This is a genomic window from Haloferax prahovense DSM 18310 (genome assembly GCF_000336815.1).
Lineage (GTDB): Archaea > Halobacteriota > Halobacteria > Halobacteriales > Haloferacaceae > Haloferax > Haloferax prahovense.
Genome location: NZ_AOLG01000051.1, coordinates 37,665 through 54,881, shown reverse-complemented (window position 1 = coordinate 54,881; position 17,217 = coordinate 37,665). Strand labels below are relative to the sequence as shown.

Sequence of the window (17,217 nt, the reverse complement as noted above, 5' to 3'; positions counted from 1 at the left end):
TACGTTGGCGTTTCGTGTGCGTATACGTCCCCCCGGCGTGAACGCCAGGGAGACTGTCATCGACCCGCAGTCGACGCCGTTACATTACGAAAAAATTCGAGGCGAAAGCCTCGCCTTTCAGGGCGTCACCAGAACGCGGTGCGTTCTGGTTGCCCGCCAGATGTAATCTGGCGACGGGGATGAAGCCGACCAACAGTATTCAACCGCCGTCGATGACATAGTCGGGGTTCCAACGCAATTTTAAGCCTTCCGACCATAATAGTATGCATAGATGGTGAAGAGTACCCGTCACGCGAAATACGAACTCTACTACCACATAGTGTTCGTGCCGAAATACAGGCGTTCGCACCTGACGGGGAAGACGAAGGAACGTCTCGAAACCATCTTCGCGGAAATCTGTGAGGACAAGGGCCTCGAACTGGCCGAGTCCGAGGTCATGCCCGACCACGTACACCTGTTCATCGGGAGTCCGCCCAAGAACGCCCCGTCCCTCATCGTCAACTGGGTCAAGGGCATCTCGGCGCGGAAGTATAACCAGCGGTACGACGACCGCGTGAAGTGGACTCGTTCCTACTACGTCGGTACCGCGGGAAGCGCGTCGAAGGGCGCTGTCGAACAGTACATCACTGAACAGGGGGGTTCCGATGCATGAAGCGCGTCAACACCTTCGAGGTGGTTCCACAGATCGAGAACGACAAAGAGTGCCTCCTACGGCTACTCGATGCCTCAGCCTCCCTGTGGAACGAACTGACCTACGAACGTCGTCAAAGCTACTTTGGCGACGGTGACGTGTGGGATACCTCCGAGTACCGAGGACGCTACAACGGCGTCATCGGGAGCGCGACTGTCCAACAGATCACGCGCAAGAACAGCGAAGCGTGGCGGTCGTTCTTCGCCCTCAAAGAGAAAGGCGAGTACACCAACCCACCGTCGTACTGGGGCAACGAAGATGACGGACGCGAACTCCGCACCTACATCCGATGTAACCAGTACACGATTCAGTGGGGCAAGCGTAGCCGTCTTGAAATCCCTGTCGGGCAAGAACTGAAAGACGAATATGGACTCGGCTACCACGAACGACTCCGCCTCGAAGTCCGAGGCAACCCGAAGTGGGACGGCAAACAAGGTCGTCTGGAGCTTGAGTATGACGAAGTGAGCGACACGTTCAGGGCTTTCCAACCAGTCACCGTACCTGATTCTCGACTGGATTCACGGAAAATCGAAGATTTTCCTGAAGTCGAAAACACTTCGCGTTTTCGGAATTCACCACTGGCTTCTCACGAAGCCGCCCTCGACGTTGGCGCAAACAATCTCGTCGCGTGTTCCACGACTACTGGGAACCAGTACCTCTACGACGGTCGGGAGTTGTTCGGACGGTTCCGCGAGACGACAGACGAAATCGCCCGCCTACAGTCGAAACTCCGTGAAGGACGATACAGTTCCAAGCGAATTCGACGGCTGTACCGACAGCGGACGAAGCGTCGTGACCACGCACAGAACGCGCTGGTACGCGACCTCGTTGAACGACTGTACGACGAGGGCGTGGCGACGGTGTATGTAGGCGACTTGACCGACGTGCTGAAAACGCACTGGTCGGCCAGGGTGAACGAGAAAACGCACAACTTCTGGGCGTTCAAGAAGTTCAGCCACCGTCTCGCGTGCGTCTGTGAGGAGTACGGCATCAGTCTCGAAGCCGAGTCGGAAGCGTGGACGAGTCAGACGTGTCCTGAGTGTGGCGACCACGAGGAGACGGTTCGCCACGGGGACACGCTGACGTGTCCGTGCGGATTCGAGGGGTACGCTGACCTCACGGCGTCTAAGACGTTCCTTCGAGAGAACAGCGATTGCGAAATCAGGCCGATGGCACGGCCCGTGCGATTCGAGTGGGACGACCACAATTGGTCGGGGAAACCATACCCTCACGAAAGTTCCAAAGAAGTGCGCACAAACCCGAAAGTTGCCTCCGTGGAATCGGCATAGCCGAACCCCCAACGGAGGAATCCTCGCGCTTTAGCGCGGGGAGGATGTCAAGACCGCCGGCTGTTTCCACGGCCGTTGGCGTGTCCGTTCCCACGCGAGTCGGCACACGACCCCACAGCAACGTCCTCGCTCTCGTCGCTCGTCACGCGGAATATCGCCGTCGTCCCGCTGATTTCGTGGCCGACGAAGACGAGCGGGTCGTCAATCGGGCTTTCTTCGGCGGTCGCGAAGTCTAGTCCCTCCGGACCGAGGTCGCCGGCAGCGCCGGCGGGCGCGTCACCGTCTTCGATGGCCGCCTCGATATCGACCGAGAAGTCCCGGTTGTTGACGTACTCGACGAACGTGGCACACTCGGGGTCGGTGATGTCGTACACCATGACGCCGCCGATGCGTTCGAGACCGATGAACGCGTAGTACCGGTCGCCAACCTGCCCGATTGTCAGCCCCTCGGGCTCGGGGCCTTTGTTATCGCTGCGGCCGTCAGGGTCGTGTTCGTTGTTGTCGTTGTTGAACTGGTCGCCGAATCGCTCTGCGGTGATATCTTCGAAGTCGCTCCCGCTGTCGAACACTCGCTTGCCGTTCGTCGTGAAGATGCTGAACGACCGGCCACCGAAGACGTAGAGTTCCTCGTAGCGCCCGTCGCCGTCGACGTCGCCGAGCGTCGTTGTCACGCCTTTGGCACCGAGGTTCTCGGAGCGCTGGAGTTCCTCAACGCTGTCGATCCCCTCGATCTGGTCGACGTCGAACGCCTCGGGGTCGAGTCGGAGGTCCGAGACTTCCGCCTCCTCGCTGAACGAGCCGTAATCGCGGCTGTCGCCCTCGTTGGCCGTCACGAGGTAGGTCTTGCCGTCGGGGCTGTACGCGCCGATCGCGTCGGGCTGGAGGATACCGTTGATCGGCCAGTTCCGGATGTTGGCCCCGCCGTCCTCGTTGCTCGCGTCGAGTTCGTTCCCCGCCAGACTGTAGTCCTTGAAGCCCAGCGGCATGAGATTCTTGATGGTCGCCGTGTCGATGTCGATCTCCGCGATCGCGTTGTTCTCTTGCAGCGAAACCCACGCCGTCTTCGAGTCGTCGCTCACGGCCACGTACTCCGGCTCGAAGTCCTGCGACGCGCTCGCGTTCGGCCCGAAGATGCGGATGCCTTGCTTTCGGAGCTGGTCTTCCTTGCCGTCGAAAGCGGTGAAGTCGGCGGTGCTGACCGTCGGTGCAGCCGCGCCGTCGGAGACGTCGACGATGCTGACCGAGCCACGGGGGTCGTACGCGTAGTCGTCGGTCGGCTCGCCCTCGTTCGCGACGAGCACCCGCGTTCCGTCGGGGGTGAAGGTGACTTTGTCCGGCAGCGGACCGACCGGGGCCGTCCCCAAGCGTTCGAGCGTCTCGGGGTCGTAGAGCCCGACCTGTCCGGGGTCCTGTGCGACCTCGGCTTCGAGCGCGACGGCGACGACGTCGGCGGACGTCGAGACGCTGTTCGCGGAACTCACGTCGTCGAGCTCGCTCGCGGCGTCGATCGCGTCGACCTTCTCGGGTGCGGTCGGGTCCGAAACGTCCAGCACGTCGACGCCGCCGAGGTCGGCGTTGATCACGAACAGTCGCTGGGTGGGGGCGTGGTAGGCGATAATTTCGGCCCCACCTTCGTCGAACAGCCCCGACTCGTACCGGCCGATCTGTTCTAACGCGACGTTCTCGACGCCCGAAAATCCGCCCGCAGCCTCGGAGCTAGCCGCCGCCGTATCGTCACCCGCGACAGCCGTCCCTGCGAGGAGTCCAAGGACGGTTCCACCGGTGAATCCGAGCACAGCTCGACGCCCGATATCGCTCGTCTGTTGTGATCGTTCCATACCCGATGCCCTCGGGCGGGCACGTTAAGCACTTATAATATCTGACACTAGTGCTATGTAGTGAACTGTTGACGATGAGTGTGCTGTTTATCAACCCCAGCCGGTCGAAACGACGCTGCTGACAGCCGTCACCGTTGAATCGTGGGGAGTCGCTCTGCTCCGGGTTTTCGCGGTTGTTGGCACTTCATTCGGCAGCAACTCGCCAGAGATAACGGGGGTTCCAACAGAACCGTCAACGCTTCGAACCACACGTTGAGGGTGGTCGTTCGCGAGCAACACGGAGGTCTCGCGAACGGCATGAACAGGATGGCGGTGTGCGTTGTTCACCGGCGGACGGCGAGTGGGGACCGTGACGATTGCCAGGGGACCCACGGAACTATATTAAGCAGGAACGCGAAGTACCAGCATGCCCAAACCGGATGACTCCTCTGTCGAAACAATCGAATTCGAGGAGATCAAAGACTACCTTGATCAAACCGAGGTCATCTTCGCAGTACTGTTTGGGTCACATGCAAGCGGAACAGCAGACGAGTCATCGGACGTTGATATCGCACTTCTGTTTCCAGACGGACTGTCCGAAGCCGAGCGATTCCGCCGGCGCAACCGTATCGACGCCGACCTACAGGCATACGCAGACGGATTCGTCGACGTAAGCGATATTGAGTCGCTGCCAACACACGTTGCGCACGCTGCGCTCCGAGATGGAGTTCGTCTTGTTGGTGACCAGAAGGACGTTGACACGTACAAGCAGGACGTTGCAACCGAGTATGACGCAAGCGCGAGCGAACGAGACCAAGAACGGCGAGAATTCATCGATCGACTCGCTCGTGGTGACGTCTAGATGGTCGATGCGGAGATTGTCGTTGACAAGCTTCGGTACATCAACGAGTACACCAACGATCTGAAGCAGATGCGGGGCATGTCCAAAGCCGAGTACGTTGACGATCTCATCGTTCAACGAGCGGTTGAGCGGACGTTTATGAACCTCATTCAGTCCTGTATCGATCTCGCTCAGCATATCCGTGCTTCAGAGGGCCTCTCTCCGAGTGGGACTGCAAAAAACGAGATTGCGTCGCTTGGGAATGCAGGCATACTCTCACCCGACGTCCAAGAACAGATGGAAGAAGCAGTCGGGTTCCGGAATGTTCTCGCCCATCGGTACGGTGATGTGAACCACGACGTCGTTTATGATGTGTTACATGACGACCTCCACTGGTTCGACCAATTCCAGCAGGAAACCGCACAGTGGTTTCAGCAACGGAACTAATCTATCAACAACCCGGCGCTCTTGAGATCCGCCACCGTTGAACTGTGGTGAGTCACTCTGTCCCAGCTACTGTTGGCACTTCACCAGTCAGCAACTCGCCAGAGAGACCGGGTTTCAGCAGGCGTTTCACGGCGAGTGGTCACCCCCAACTGGTCAGCCTGGTGTCGTTCGCCCTCCTGTGACGCGCTGGTCCCGACGCTTAGTTGCGGATACACGCCGGAGCGATGCCACGCCTGCGACAGCTCGATGCATCCGATTCGTGTGAGGAATCTAACACGACGGCGAACCGAAAATGTGCGCACTCCACAGCCAGCCATCCACGACCGCGCCGACGCTACCACGCCGCCCACCGCGATACACCCCTGCCGAAATCCCGGCCGATTCTACACCCCTGATGCCGAGGGTGAACCGGGAGACACGCGCTACACCCCCGGTTCCCAGGGGTGTACATGCACGCCGATTCTCCGCAAGGGTGTACTCGATTCGCGTCGCTTCGTGGCCTGTCGGAGTCGCCATCGACGCCGGCTGTGTGGCTCTCGTCGCTCCTCCCAATTCCGGCCTGCAGCCGTCTCACACCCTCTCTGGGCGCGTTTGTGGGTTCACAATCTCCCCTGCAAATGCCGTCTCGACCGCCGAGTGTCGTCGCTTTGGCAGGGTCGAAAATCGTCAATTCCCCGGTACACCCAGTCGTAGATGGGGTGTATCGACCGATTTCGAAACCGGAATTCCGCCTCGAAGTGGCGTTTCGATGCAGGCACGACGCGCGTCGACGACAGTCCACAGTCGCTCGTCTCTCGCCGTCTGAACGCTCGGTTCGGCCCGTTCGACCTGAAATGGGGGTTCGTCGATGGGGTCTGAATTTGGCCGCGATTGCCGGCCGACTTGGAGTCGACGCGACGACGGCCACAGCGGACACGTTGTTGCGGGAGTATGGACGGGTGTACCGATGCGACACACTACCCAACATTGGAAGGNGACTTGGAGTCGACGCGACGACGGCCACAGCGGACACGTTGTTGCGGGAGTATGGACGGGTGTACCGATGCGACACACTACCCAACATTGGAAGGTGGATTTTTCTGACTCGGACTAAAGATGGGAACCATGCTCCCCGTACAGTCGATACTCGAGGGGCTCATCGGCCTGCTGTTTTTGTTGTTCCTGGTCGCCGGCCCAATCCTCCTGTACATCCTGGTACGGAGTGAGGGACTGCTCGGAGACCCTCCCGGCCGGGGACTCCAGTAGCATCCCCACGGCAAAGGACCGACGTATTTCCCCACCCAACTCGAAACACAAGTACGGCATGGCCGACACCCACGCATTCGGCGAAACGAGCAAACGGCTCGGGACGTACGCCCTCATCGCTGTCGCTCTCGGTGCGCCCTTCGGCCCGTTTTGGTACGTCGAGTCGACGGTGGGCCGGCAGGCCTCGTTCGCGCACATCGGCGGGGCACTCCTCGCCGGGACGCTCGTCCTCCTGTGTGGGCTCGTCGTCCTCGAACGCTACGCGGGAGTCCCTGCGAAAACCCTCGCGTCGTTCGACGGCTTCTTCCTCGGCCTCAACGCGGGGGTCCTGTACGGGGAGTGGCTCGGCCTCTTGGGGAACGCATCGGCGTTTCCCGGACTGGCCGGCGCGCTCGTGTGGTCGCTCGGTGTTCTCGAGATTCACGACCGGATTCGGTGACGTGTTCGAAAGCGACGTCAGCGAGGGCGACAACCTCCGGGGCCATGGCTGGAGGTACACTTACGGTTCGAAGGGTCGTTCCGAGAACATGACTCCTCACGGACGGGACCCACACCAGTTGCTGGACCAGGCCCCGCTGTTGGATGCGACCCGAGACGAACCGCTCGATAGGTCGACGCTCCAAGACGAACTCGATATCTCGCGTGCCACGGCCTATCGGTGGACGTCCGCGCTCACGGACGAGCAGTTGCTCGAACAGACGGCGGCGGGCTACCAGACGACGGGGGCCGGCTGTGCCGTGGCCGACGCCGTCTCTCGATTCGAGCGCTCAATCGCGGCGGCCGACCGGTTAGAACCCCTGCTCGCCCAGATTTCTGCGCCGGAGTTCACGCGCCACGTCCACCTGTTCGCCGACGCCGACCTCCATGTCGCCACGCCACAGCACCCGAACGCGCCCATCGAGCCGTGGCTCGAACACTTTGCGTCGTTCGACCGCTCTCGGAGTCTGGTCGTCGCCGGGTGTCCACCGAAGGTTACGGAACGGGGCATCGAGCACGCCCGAAACGACGTGGACTTCGAGGCAATCTGCACGCCGCTGGCGCTCGAAGCGGACCGAAACGCCTCGAAGAACGCGTTCGATACCATCGCGTCGGCCGAAGCGCCCGCCCTGTACACCCACTCCGGACTGCCGTTCACGATGGGCATCATCGACGACGTGGTCATCGTCGGCGGCTTCGACGACGAGACGTCGCTGCCCGTCGCCTCCGTCACGACCGACGACCCCGAGGCGCGCGAGTGGGCCGTAGACCTCTATCGGCGCTACAAGCGCGATGCGGACCGGCTCGACGTGAGCGAGATGAGTCCCGAGTATCGGTGACCGACGCGGAGACACGAAGGCGAACCTGTTTTCGACCTAAGTAGTGTCTCACGTCCTGAGACGCCATCTCAGGGGATGACTATAATCGTGACCTATCCGTCAAACGGAACATGAACGGGACAGGTTCGACCGACGCAACCGGGAACCGACAGCACGGACGACGCGATGACCGGGCCGCCGGTGAGTCGTCGCCGACGGACTCCTACGACGTCATCGTCGGCGGCTCCGGGATGGCGGCGTCGCTCACCGCGATGATTCTGGGGAAACGCGGCCTCAACGTGGTAATGCTCGAAGCCGGGTCGCATCCACGGTTCGCCGTCGGCGAGGCGATGCTCCCGCAGAGTTCGATGTGGATGTGGATTCTCGGGGAGTACCACGGTATCCCGGAAATTCAGTACCTCAGCGACACGAACGACATCGTCGACAACGTCACGCCGTCGTGCGGCATCAAACACTCCATCGGCTTTGCGTACCACGAACCCGACCGCCCGGTCGCGGCGGACCACAATCACCAGTTGATTCCGCCGAGCCTGCCGTTCTACAGCGAGAGCCATCTGCTGCGTTCGGAGGTCGACCACTATCTGGTCGAGGCCGCCCGGCGCTACGGCGTGGCATACCTCGACGAGACCGAAATCACCGGCGTGGACATCGGTCAAGACGAGGTGTCGGTGGCGACCGACTGTGGTCGTATCGAGGCGGCGTTCTACGTCGACGGGACCGGCGGGAACTCCGTCCTCGCCGACGAGATGGGGTATCGCGAGGACGCCCCGGAGTTGGAGACGGATTCGCGCGCCATCTTCACGCACGTCGAAGGACTCGCTCCGTTCGACGAGATACTCGACGAATCCGCCCGCCCCGGACAGTCCAACCGTCTCCACGACGGGACGCTCCACCACGTGTTCGACGGGGGCTGGATGTGGGTGATTCCCTTCGACAACTTCGAGCGCTCCGAGACGAACAAAGCGAGTCTCGGGTTGGTACTCGACCGAACGCAGTACCCCACAGACGAGTCGGTCAGCGCCGAGCGAGCGGCCCGACGAATCATCGCCGACTTCCCCGATATCGAACGCCACCTCGCGTCGGCGACGACGGTGCGACCGTGGACTCGAACCGGGAGACTGCAACGGACCGCCAGTCAGTCCGCGGGGCACCGACACTACCTGACCAACAACACGTACGGCTTCGTCGACCCCCTCTACGCGGTCGGGCTCGTGAACACCCTCGAATCCGTCTTCGTGTCGACCAACCTGCTGCTGGACGCGTTCGAAGACGGCGAGTTCTCGGCGGCGCGCTTTGCGCCCATCGACGAGATGCACCGCCGTCAACTCGCGACCAACGACCGAATCATCAGCAACGCGTACAAGTCGATGGGCGACTTCCGGCTCTGGAACGCGTGGACGCAGATGTGGCTGGGACAGGTCCTGTTTCACGACCTGTACATCCAGCGGCATTGTTTCAACTACCTCGCGTCGGGACAGCCCGCCGAGTTCGACTCGCTCCTCGCGGAACCCTCGCCGGGCGATGGCGCGCCGTTCGTCCCGCAGAAAACCCAGATACACCGACGGATGGGCGAGATACTGGACGCCTATCGGGCGGGCGACGCGAGCGTTGACGAGGCCGCCGGTCTGCTGTTCGCGGAACTGCGGCGAGCGGACTGGCTCCCGAAGCACGTCTACGACTGGGGCGACGAGCGGGCGCGACACGTCGACTTCTCCGACCCCGAACTGGTGGGGAAACTCATTCAGTGGGGGAAGACCGACTCCCCCGAACAGCTTCGAGCGGAACTGTTCGATTTCCCCGTTCCCGAGATGGCGTGACCCCATGAACACGGCTACAGCGGCACCGAGGACTGTGGCTCACTCGTCGTCGTCGGACCCAGGGAGCCGCCGAACGGCCTTCTCCCAGCTATCGCGGGCGGCCTGCCCGGGGTCGGCAAACGGGTCATAGGTGATGTCTTCTGCGGTTCCGAGCTGACGACCCCCGTCCTGACCGGCCGCGCGTCGCCACAGCGCGACCACCGACGCGAGGACGACCACGGCGAACAGCCCGCCCAAGAAGATGTTGACGGGGTACTCGAGTCTGGGCACGACGAACACGAGGGCCAACGCGAGCGCGGTCAACTGGAACGCAGACAGCAGATAGCTGAGCCACGTCCCAGAGAGTTCGAGCGTCCGGCTCATCTCTCGGGGACATCGCCCCACTCCGGTAAAGACCTTCACTTGAATTGAGGCGCGAGGGAACTTGCTTAAGCTGCGATCGGAGCGACTGAAGGGAGAGAGACAGCGTTCACGAGCGCGGTGCCCTCGTGAGCGAACGAGACGTAGGCGTCTCGTCAAGCCGGACACTTGTGTAATCATCGAACGAAGTCCGCACGAGTTCGACGCACTCGAGTGGCAAGGACCCATCGCGCGCCGCCGCCGACATCCATGATGATTCCTCACGTCATGTCGGGGCCGAAATAAACATATGCGGCCGGGCGAGTGTGTCTGCACGGATGCCGACGCGAGAGCACATCGACCAGAAACCCACGAGCGAGCAGCGAACCGAACTCGCTGCGCAGGACACCCGCGACGACGACGACCGCGTCGCAACGACCCCCAACGGCGCGTACACCGGCGGCTACGCGTATCACGAACTCGACGAAGACGGCGAAATCGTCTGCGGCGGCCACAGCGACGGCCGGTTCGTCGAGGTTACTCGCGCCGAGGCCAAGCGAACGGGCAAGACGCCCTGCGGGAAGTGCGAGTGGATTCTCGGCCTCAAGTGAACGTGATGCGCCGACGCCGTCTGCCCCCGTCGCACGACTGACGATGACCCATCAATCGTTTCTCGACATTGTCAACTTCGACCGAGAGGTTAATCACAATCAACTGCAAATGTGCCGCATATGACCTACGAAAACCTGGATTCAGACCTCATCAATGCGCTCTTGGAGGACGGGCGGCGCAGTCTCCGGAGCCTCGCCGAAGAACTCGACGTCTCGGTGACGACCGTCTCGAACCACCTGCGAGACCTCGAAGACGAGGGTATCATCGAGGGCTACACGCCGCGTCTCGATTACGACGCGCTCGGCTACGACGTGACCGCGGTCATGCACCTCAAAGTCGAGGGGAGCGCGCTCACGGATGTCACCGACCTACTCGCAAACGAGCCGCAGATGGTCTCTGTGTACGAGGTCACCGGCGATTACGACGTCCTCGCGGTTGGCAAGTTCAAGAACACAGACGACATGAACCGCCAGATCAAGGCGCTTCTGAACGAAGCACCGATTCGCGAGTCGAACACGAGTGTCGTCCTCAACGCGGTCTCCGAAAACGAGCAGTTCGACCTCGACGCCGGCGACGCCTAAGACTCAGTCGACGCGGAACTCGAACCGCGCCCCGCCGTCGGTGCCCTCCGAGACCCGCACTTCCCAGCCGTGTGCGGCCGCGACCTGCGAAACGATGTTCAGGCCGAAGCCGGTACCCTCGGAAGACGTGGTGTAGCCGGCTTCGAACACGGTGTCGCGGTCAGATTCGGGAATACCCTGACCGGTGTCTTCGACGAAAAAGCCACGGTCGGTCTCGCCGAGGGTGACGGTCACGTCCCCGTCGCCGGAGCCGTGTTCGACCGAATTCCGGAACAGGTTTTCGAGGAGTTGCTGAAGCTGGTCGCGGTCGGCGTCGACGACGGCGTCGGTCTCGACGGTCAGCGTCGCACCGTCGGGCCAGCACGCCCGCGCGAGGTCGGCCAGCCCGACCGGTTCGACCTCCATGGCGTCGTTACCGTTGTGGGCGAGAATCAGGAGGTCGCTGATGAGGTCGTCCATGCGGTCCAGCGCCCGGTCGATATCGTCGAGGTGGTCGCTGTCACAGTCGTCTTGGAGCATCTCGAGGCGGCCCATAGCGACCTGCAGCGGGTTGCGGAGGTCGTGGCTCACGACGCTCGTAAAGCGGTCGAGGCGCTCGTTCTGTTCGACAAGTTCGGCCTCGCGTTCCTTCTGCTCGCTGATGTCACGAATCATCGCGACGAACAGGTCCTCGCCGTCGACGCTGAGTTCGATGAGATGCACTTCGGTCGGGAACGTCGTGCCGTCGCGGCGTTCGAGCGCGCCTTCGAACCGGCGTGGTTCGTTCGCCGGCAGGTCCGCCCAGAACGACTTCGAGCGGTCCGGTTCGGACGTGGGGTCGAGGTCCCAGATGGTCTTGCCGACGAGGTCCGCGTCGGTGTAGCCCAGTTCCTCGCACATCCGCTGGTTCACGTCTTGGATGGTGCCGTCGGCTTTGTGAACGACGACGAGGTCCGGCGAGTGCTCGAACAGCGCTTCGAGCCGGGCGGTGTTCGACCGGAGGAGTCGCTCGTACGTCTTCCGCGGCGTGATGTCGTCTTGGAAGCCGACGAAGAGGTCGACGCTCCCGCCGTCGAAGATGGGCGCGATGCGGACGCGATTCCAGAATTCGGTGCCGTCCTTGCGGTAGTTCAGGAGCTCGGTCGTCACGGGTTCGCGCTCGTCGACCGCCGCCCGGAGTTCGGCGACGGCCGCCTCGTCCGTCTCTTCGCCCTGCAGAAACCGGCAGTTTCGCCCGACGGCTTCGTCACGGCTGTATCCGGTGATGTCGGTGAACTCGTCGTTGACGTAGACGATGGGGTTGTCGGCTTGGTCGGGGTCCGTGAGGACGACGCCGATCGGTGCCTCGTCTATTGCCCGCTCCCGACGCGACAGTTTCGTTTCGAGTCTGTCGCGTTTCGAGACGCGCGACAGCGTCCAGATGAGCGACCCGTCAGCCGCGTACGTGAGCGTGTGCTCCACGTCGACGAGGTCGCCGTCCTTCCGCACGAGCGACGACTGCCCCGACGACTGCCCCTCGCGCGCTTCGGGGAGTACCGAATCGGAGACCGCCTGTCCGTCGTCGTCGGGATAGAACGCCTCCCAGTGACGACCGAGGAGTTCCGCGCGCTCGTAGCCGAACAGCTCAGTACAGGCCGCGTTGGCGTACTCGATAACACCGTCGTCGCCGAGGATACAGACGGCGTCGGTCGCGTTCTCGATGGCCGCCAGTCCGCGGTCGCTGTCCCGTGAGGCCCGAACGCGCTCGACGGCGTTCTCGACGCGGTTGGCGAGCAGTTGATACCGACTCGTGTCGTCGCCCTTCCGGAGGTAGTCGGTCACGCCCGCCGAAATCGCCTCGCTGGCGACTTCCTCGCTGCCGTTCGCGGTGAAGAGAATAACTGGGAGCTCCGGATACTCGTCGCGGACGCTCGCCAGCACGTCGAGGCCGTCGAGGTCGGGCATATCGTAGTCGCAGACGACGCAGTCGAACGTCGGGTCGTCGCGCCGAACCCGGTCGACCGCGACCCGTGGGTCCGTCTCGGTATGGACGGTGATGTGCTCGCGCTCGCGTTCCAGCGCCGCCGCGACGAGCGCCGAGAACTCGGGGTCGTCATCGACGTGCAAGACGTCGATAGGCGACGACTCCGAGAGCGAACGCGGCGTGTCGCGAAGCGAGTCCATTCGTGAGGGGAACGTGACCGCACCGCATCATAATGGTTGCTGCTCGCGGGACGACCGGATGGGGGACGGGCCCCCTCAGTCGTCGAGGTCGTCGATGGTGTAGTACACCTTCACCTTGCCGGGGTTCCCGCGGTCGGAGTCGATGGGGACCGTGTTGGTCACCTGCTGTGGGTTATCGCACGCGAGCGTGATATCGACCGGCTCGCTCCCCTCGTCCGGTGCCCCGGTGAACCAGTCCCTTGGCGGCTCTCGCTCCGTGATTTTCGTCACGATTGTCTTCGGTTCCGACCCACTTCGGGGGACCTTGAAGTTGTCAATCGCCACGCCGATGTTTCGCGTCGCCCCCGTTGGGAGCCTGAGCGACGTGTGTTCGGACTGCCCGCCGCGGATGTCGTGTTCGATCTCCAGTTCGAGCGCGCCTTCACCCGGACCTTGCCCGCTGATGAACTCGACTTTCTCCGCGCGGACGACAACCTCACACAGGTCGCCGTGGTCGTCGTCCGGACCGCCGGCGATGGCTCCTGTGTGGACCTGAACGTGGTCGGGGTTTTCGAGGCTGATGGACTTGATTCCGCCGTAGATTCGGAAGCCGTCTGACTTCCCCCAGACGGTTCCGTTCGCCGTACTCCCGGACACTTGGTCTCCCGGGCCCGTGGTGACGGGCAGTCCACCGAGCCTGCCGCCTACTTTTTCGATGTCGCCAGTCGCCTGAATCGTGTAGTCGGATTTTCCGGCACCGAGGCCTTCCATCACGACGTAATGCTTCGGGTTCGCCATGTCAACGCACCACAAACTATTGTCAACTCGCGACTGGTTAATTGTTATGAATGTTCAATGAGTTCACACAATTGTCGAGTTTGGAACGCGACGCATTTCGGCCCAAATCGGAGCGCAGTCGGAGGGTCTGTGAGACGACGACCACGGCGTTTCCGGCGGACAGCAGTCGATAGAAAAGGGAACGCAGTACGGACCTCTATGCTCAGACCGAGGGAGAGAATCCAGCAGCCATCGGCTGTACCGGTTGGTATCGAGATATTAGTGCTACTCGCGGGCCCACACGGGGATGCCCTCACCGATGCCGGTCAGCCGAACTGCGAGCACCACGACGGCAAGAATCCCCGCGTATTCGACCACGCCGGCGACGAGGTGCAGTTCGGCGGGGATATCGACGGTCACGATGAACGGCGGTTGGTTCATCGTCGCGTGGAACAGCGCGACCACCCAGAGATTCCCCGTGAACGCGTAGACACCGCCGTAGACGAGTCCGGCCAGAAGCAGCCCGAACAGTCGCGTGCCGAGCGCGGCGCTGACGCCGTGGCCCGAGGCGATGAACCACCGAGGCAGGTGGAAGACGGCGAACAACACAGCGACGGCCGCGACGCCGCCGATGACCGCGCGACGACTGTCGCCGCCGGCCAGCGAAATCGCCTTCTGTTGGAAGTAGCCACGAAACAGGAGTTCCTCCGGGAGCGCCGTGAGCACGAACGAACTCAGGAGCGCCGCGAGATACGGAGCCGGGTGTGCGACGACCCGCGACAGAACGGGCTCGAAGCCGCCGACGCCCGCGGTTGCGAGTCCAGCCGCTACGAGATTGTACAGCGCCCAGAACGCGACGACGACGGCGACCGCCGCGCCGAACGCCCGGAGAGACGGGAACAAAGACTGGAGTGCGACGCCCTCAACCCGAAGCGCGCCGGCCGCGAGCGCGACGAGAACGCCGCTCCAGGCGAGTCCCAAAAGCGGCGTCGGCGAGCCGTGGGGCGCGGCGAGAAGAAACCCGCTCAGCACGGTGATGAGAAGGACGTAGGTGACGGTCGGAATCGACGCGCTGCGGTCGAACGTCGGTGACGTGAGACGAGTGCGCACCATCGTCCGGGCGATTTCACTCGCTCGGGGGAAATGCGTTTTTATTGACTGACTCGGGGATGGTGTCGCCGCGCGAATCGTGGCCGAGTTCGCTCACCGCTCCGTCCGGAACTCGAAGCGCGCACCGCCGTCAGTACCGTCGGTCACGTCCACCTGCCAGCCGTGTGCGTTCGCGATGTCGGACCTCGTGTCTGAATACACGAACCAGATTCGGGGGAACGTCAATTCGGGGACGGTCCGCCTCGAATACTAAAACGTACTGGCCAGTTTGTAAACACAGCGCTTATAATTAGAACACTATTTTCAAAACGTGATGACAGTTCCCGACGAATCTGAACGCAGCACGCCATCGCGGCTCGCCCGCGCCCTCTTCGCGAGCGGTCTCGCCGTCCTCGCGATTCGCAACCTGACCGACCTCGACGGCCGCATCGCCTACGCGGAGGCGAAAGGCGTCCCGGAGGCGGACCGACTCGTCCCCGCCGCGAGCGGCCTGCTCCTCGGCGGGAGTATCGGCATCGGCCTCTGGAAGCTGCCCAGACTCGCCGCCGCGAGCGTCGCGGCGTTCTTCGCCGGCGTCACGCCGACGATGCACGACTTCTGGGCCGTCGACGACGACGCCCGCGACGAGGAACTCACGTCGTTCCTCCAGAACCTGACGCTGTTCGGCGCGGCGGTCGCGTTCTTCAAGCGCGCGTCGAACGAGTAACGGCAGACCGATACACAGCTCTCGCTTTTCTGCAGTCACGTATCGACGGCATCATCGTCAATTTGGTCGACTCCCCCCTTGAGCGCGTACAGATACCACAGCCCGAGGACGGTCCAGCCGGCCGCGATGAGCGGCGAGTCGTCGAGCCACCAGTAGTACACTGCGAAGAGGAGTGCGGAGAGACCGAGGACCTGATAGAGTCGATAGTGAGCGGACACGGCACCTGGTGACGACCGCCGCAGTTGTAGTTCTTCCCCGCCTTCGAGACACCCCACCGTTTCCAGTATATCGCTGTCGACCGCAACCGACCACTACGTCAGGCCGAGTCCGCGTCGCCGTCACGGTCGGCCGCACGGTAGAAGCCGACGAAGCATTCGAGCGCGCCGTCGTCGTCCCGAATCGGGCGGATATCGAGGTGGGCCCAGAAGGGCTCGCCGCCGGCGCCGTAGCTGCGAATATCGGTCGAAATCGGCTCGCCGGCGTCGACGGCGGCGCGAATGTCGGCAACCGTCTCCGGGTCCGTCTCGGGGCCGTAGAGGGACCGGTAGTTGCGACCCTCGACCGCCGCGGCGTCGTAGCCCGTAAGCGCCTCGAACGCCTCGTTGCAGTAGACGACAGGGTTGTCGGGCTTCGACGGGTCGATGACGACGATTGCGACGCCGACGGCGTCGAGCACTCGGTCTTTCAGCTCGACTTCCGCCCGCAACGCATCGACCTCGGTGAGTTCCTGGACGATACAGACGTGTCCCCCGTCGTCCATCCGCGTCAGCACGAGTCGCTCGGGGACCAGCTCGCCGGTTTTGGTGACGCCGGTCGAAATGCCCCGCCACGACCCTTCGGCTTCGAGTTGCGGGAGGATTTCCTCGTGGAAGCGCCGCGCCTCGTCGTCCGGGTAGAGGACGTCCCAGTGTTCGCCGATGAGTTCGGCCCGGTTGCGGTTGTAGAGCGCGGCATACGCCTCGTTCAGGTACTGATAGACGCCGTCTCCGTCGATGATGCCGATGCCCTCTTCGGCCGACTCGATGGCGAGAAAGCCGCGTCGCATGTGCGTCTCGGCGCGGTGTTTCTCGACGAGATTCGACACCTTGTTCGCCAACACGGGATACTCCTCGGGGCCGCCCTTCTGGAGGTACTCGTCGACGCCGGCGGAGATGGCGCGACTCGCGATTTCCTCGCTTCCCTTGCCGGTGAAGAGGGCGAAGGGTATCTCGATACCCCGCTCGCGCGCCGCCGTGAGCAGTTCGAGCCCATCCATCACCGGCATGTCGTAGTCGCTCACGACGCAGTCGTACGCGCCGTCAGTGAGTTCGTCGAGCGCCGACACCGGGTCGGTGTACGTCTCCGTCTCGACGTCGTCGAGTTCGCGTTCGAGAAAGGTCGCGGACAGCTCCACCATCGACTCGTTATCGTCGACCAACAGGATTCGCATCGCGCGTTGTTCCGTGCTGAACGGCGCGATGTCGTGGAGCAGGGACACGTCCATACGGACGTACTGTTGCCTCAGAGTG

Annotated in this window: 18 protein-coding genes; 11 read left to right on the top strand and 7 right to left on the bottom strand. The window is 62.7% G+C overall.

What is annotated here, in order from left to right:
* Window positions 1–271 precede the first annotated feature (271 nt).
* Together tnpA and C457_RS15180 are read left to right on the top strand one after the other, a co-directional pair.
* Entirely contained in the window at window positions 272–652 is a 381-nt protein-coding gene (tnpA, locus tag C457_RS15185; RefSeq protein ID WP_008095984.1) for an IS200/IS605 family transposase, read from the top strand.
* Window positions 649–1,980 (top strand): IS200/IS605 family transposon protein TnpB, encoded by a 1,332-nt coding sequence (locus C457_RS15180; protein WP_008095983.1) that lies wholly within the window; start codon window positions 649–651, stop codon window positions 1,978–1,980. The genes tnpA and C457_RS15180 overlap by 4 nt, the downstream gene beginning before the upstream one ends.
* Before the next feature lie 47 nt (window positions 1,981–2,027).
* Here C457_RS15180 and C457_RS15175 read toward each other — a convergent pair whose 3' ends face one another.
* Window positions 2,028–3,818, bottom strand: a complete 1,791-nt coding sequence (locus C457_RS15175; RefSeq protein ID WP_049913623.1) for a choice-of-anchor I family protein — start codon at window positions 3,816–3,818, stop codon at window positions 2,028–2,030.
* Between the two features lie 406 nt (window positions 3,819–4,224).
* Between C457_RS15175 and mntA the strand changes: the two genes are divergently transcribed.
* From mntA to C457_RS15150, 6 genes are all read left to right on the top strand, one after another.
* On the top strand, window positions 4,225–4,659 hold the full coding sequence (gene mntA / locus C457_RS15170; RefSeq protein ID WP_008095981.1) for a type VII toxin-antitoxin system MntA family adenylyltransferase antitoxin: 435 nt from the start codon (window positions 4,225–4,227) through the stop codon (window positions 4,657–4,659).
* Window positions 4,660–5,085 carry a type VII toxin-antitoxin system HepT family RNase toxin gene (gene hepT, locus C457_RS15165; RefSeq protein WP_008095980.1) on the top strand — a complete coding sequence of 142 codons (426 nt, stop codon included), beginning with the start codon at window positions 4,660–4,662 and terminating at the stop codon, window positions 5,083–5,085.
* A gap of 1,104 nt (window positions 5,086–6,189) precedes the next feature.
* Window positions 6,190–6,330 carry a hypothetical protein gene (locus C457_RS20390; protein ID WP_156037874.1) on the top strand — a complete coding sequence of 47 codons (141 nt, stop codon included), beginning with the start codon at window positions 6,190–6,192 and terminating at the stop codon, window positions 6,328–6,330.
* Between the two features lie 58 nt (window positions 6,331–6,388).
* Complete coding sequence (locus C457_RS15160; protein ID WP_008095978.1) at window positions 6,389–6,769, top strand: hypothetical protein; 381 nt, start codon at window positions 6,389–6,391, stop codon at window positions 6,767–6,769.
* An 88-nt stretch (window positions 6,770–6,857) separates the two neighbouring features.
* Window positions 6,858–7,646, top strand: a complete 789-nt coding sequence (locus C457_RS15155; protein ID WP_239640764.1) for a helix-turn-helix transcriptional regulator — start codon at window positions 6,858–6,860, stop codon at window positions 7,644–7,646.
* A gap of 110 nt (window positions 7,647–7,756) precedes the next feature.
* Window positions 7,757–9,463: an NAD(P)/FAD-dependent oxidoreductase gene (locus C457_RS15150; RefSeq protein WP_008095975.1), complete on the top strand. Its 1,707-nt coding sequence runs from the start codon at window positions 7,757–7,759 to the stop codon at window positions 9,461–9,463.
* A gap of 39 nt (window positions 9,464–9,502) precedes the next feature.
* On the opposite strand, the gene C457_RS15145 is transcribed toward C457_RS15150, so the two are convergent.
* Window positions 9,503–9,826: a hypothetical protein gene (locus tag C457_RS15145; RefSeq protein ID WP_008095974.1), complete on the bottom strand. Its 324-nt coding sequence runs from the start codon at window positions 9,824–9,826 to the stop codon at window positions 9,503–9,505.
* A 314-nt stretch (window positions 9,827–10,140) separates the two neighbouring features.
* Between C457_RS15145 and C457_RS15140 the strand changes: the two genes are divergently transcribed.
* Window positions 10,141–10,413: a hypothetical protein gene (locus tag C457_RS15140; RefSeq protein ID WP_008095973.1), complete on the top strand. Its 273-nt coding sequence runs from the start codon at window positions 10,141–10,143 to the stop codon at window positions 10,411–10,413.
* Between the two features lie 120 nt (window positions 10,414–10,533).
* Window positions 10,534–10,995, top strand: a complete 462-nt coding sequence (gene lrp, locus C457_RS15135; protein ID WP_008095972.1) for an HTH-type transcriptional regulator Lrp — start codon at window positions 10,534–10,536, stop codon at window positions 10,993–10,995.
* A 3-nt stretch (window positions 10,996–10,998) separates the two neighbouring features.
* Here lrp and C457_RS15130 read toward each other — a convergent pair whose 3' ends face one another.
* The 3 genes from C457_RS15130 to C457_RS15120 form a co-directional block, all read right to left on the bottom strand.
* Complete coding sequence (locus C457_RS15130) at window positions 10,999–13,137, bottom strand: PAS domain S-box protein (protein ID WP_008095971.1); 2,139 nt, start codon at window positions 13,135–13,137, stop codon at window positions 10,999–11,001.
* Window positions 13,138–13,212: 75 nt separating this feature from the next.
* Window positions 13,213–13,914 carry a hypothetical protein gene (locus C457_RS15125; protein ID WP_008095969.1) on the bottom strand — a complete coding sequence of 234 codons (702 nt, stop codon included), beginning with the start codon at window positions 13,912–13,914 and terminating at the stop codon, window positions 13,213–13,215.
* A gap of 264 nt (window positions 13,915–14,178) precedes the next feature.
* On the bottom strand, window positions 14,179–15,006 hold the full coding sequence (locus tag C457_RS15120) for a CPBP family intramembrane glutamic endopeptidase (protein WP_008095968.1): 828 nt from the start codon (window positions 15,004–15,006) through the stop codon (window positions 14,179–14,181).
* Between the two features lie 310 nt (window positions 15,007–15,316).
* Between C457_RS15120 and C457_RS15115 the strand changes: the two genes are divergently transcribed.
* Complete coding sequence (locus C457_RS15115; protein WP_008095967.1) at window positions 15,317–15,709, top strand: DoxX family membrane protein; 393 nt, start codon at window positions 15,317–15,319, stop codon at window positions 15,707–15,709.
* Between the two features lie 35 nt (window positions 15,710–15,744).
* On the opposite strand, the gene C457_RS15110 is transcribed toward C457_RS15115, so the two are convergent.
* Window positions 15,745–15,927: a hypothetical protein gene (locus C457_RS15110; RefSeq protein WP_008095966.1), complete on the bottom strand. Its 183-nt coding sequence runs from the start codon at window positions 15,925–15,927 to the stop codon at window positions 15,745–15,747.
* Between the two features lie 98 nt (window positions 15,928–16,025).
* On the bottom strand, window positions 16,026–17,192 hold the full coding sequence (locus tag C457_RS15105; RefSeq protein ID WP_008095965.1) for a PAS domain-containing protein: 1,167 nt from the start codon (window positions 17,190–17,192) through the stop codon (window positions 16,026–16,028).
* Between the last annotated feature and the right edge of the window lie 25 nt (window positions 17,193–17,217).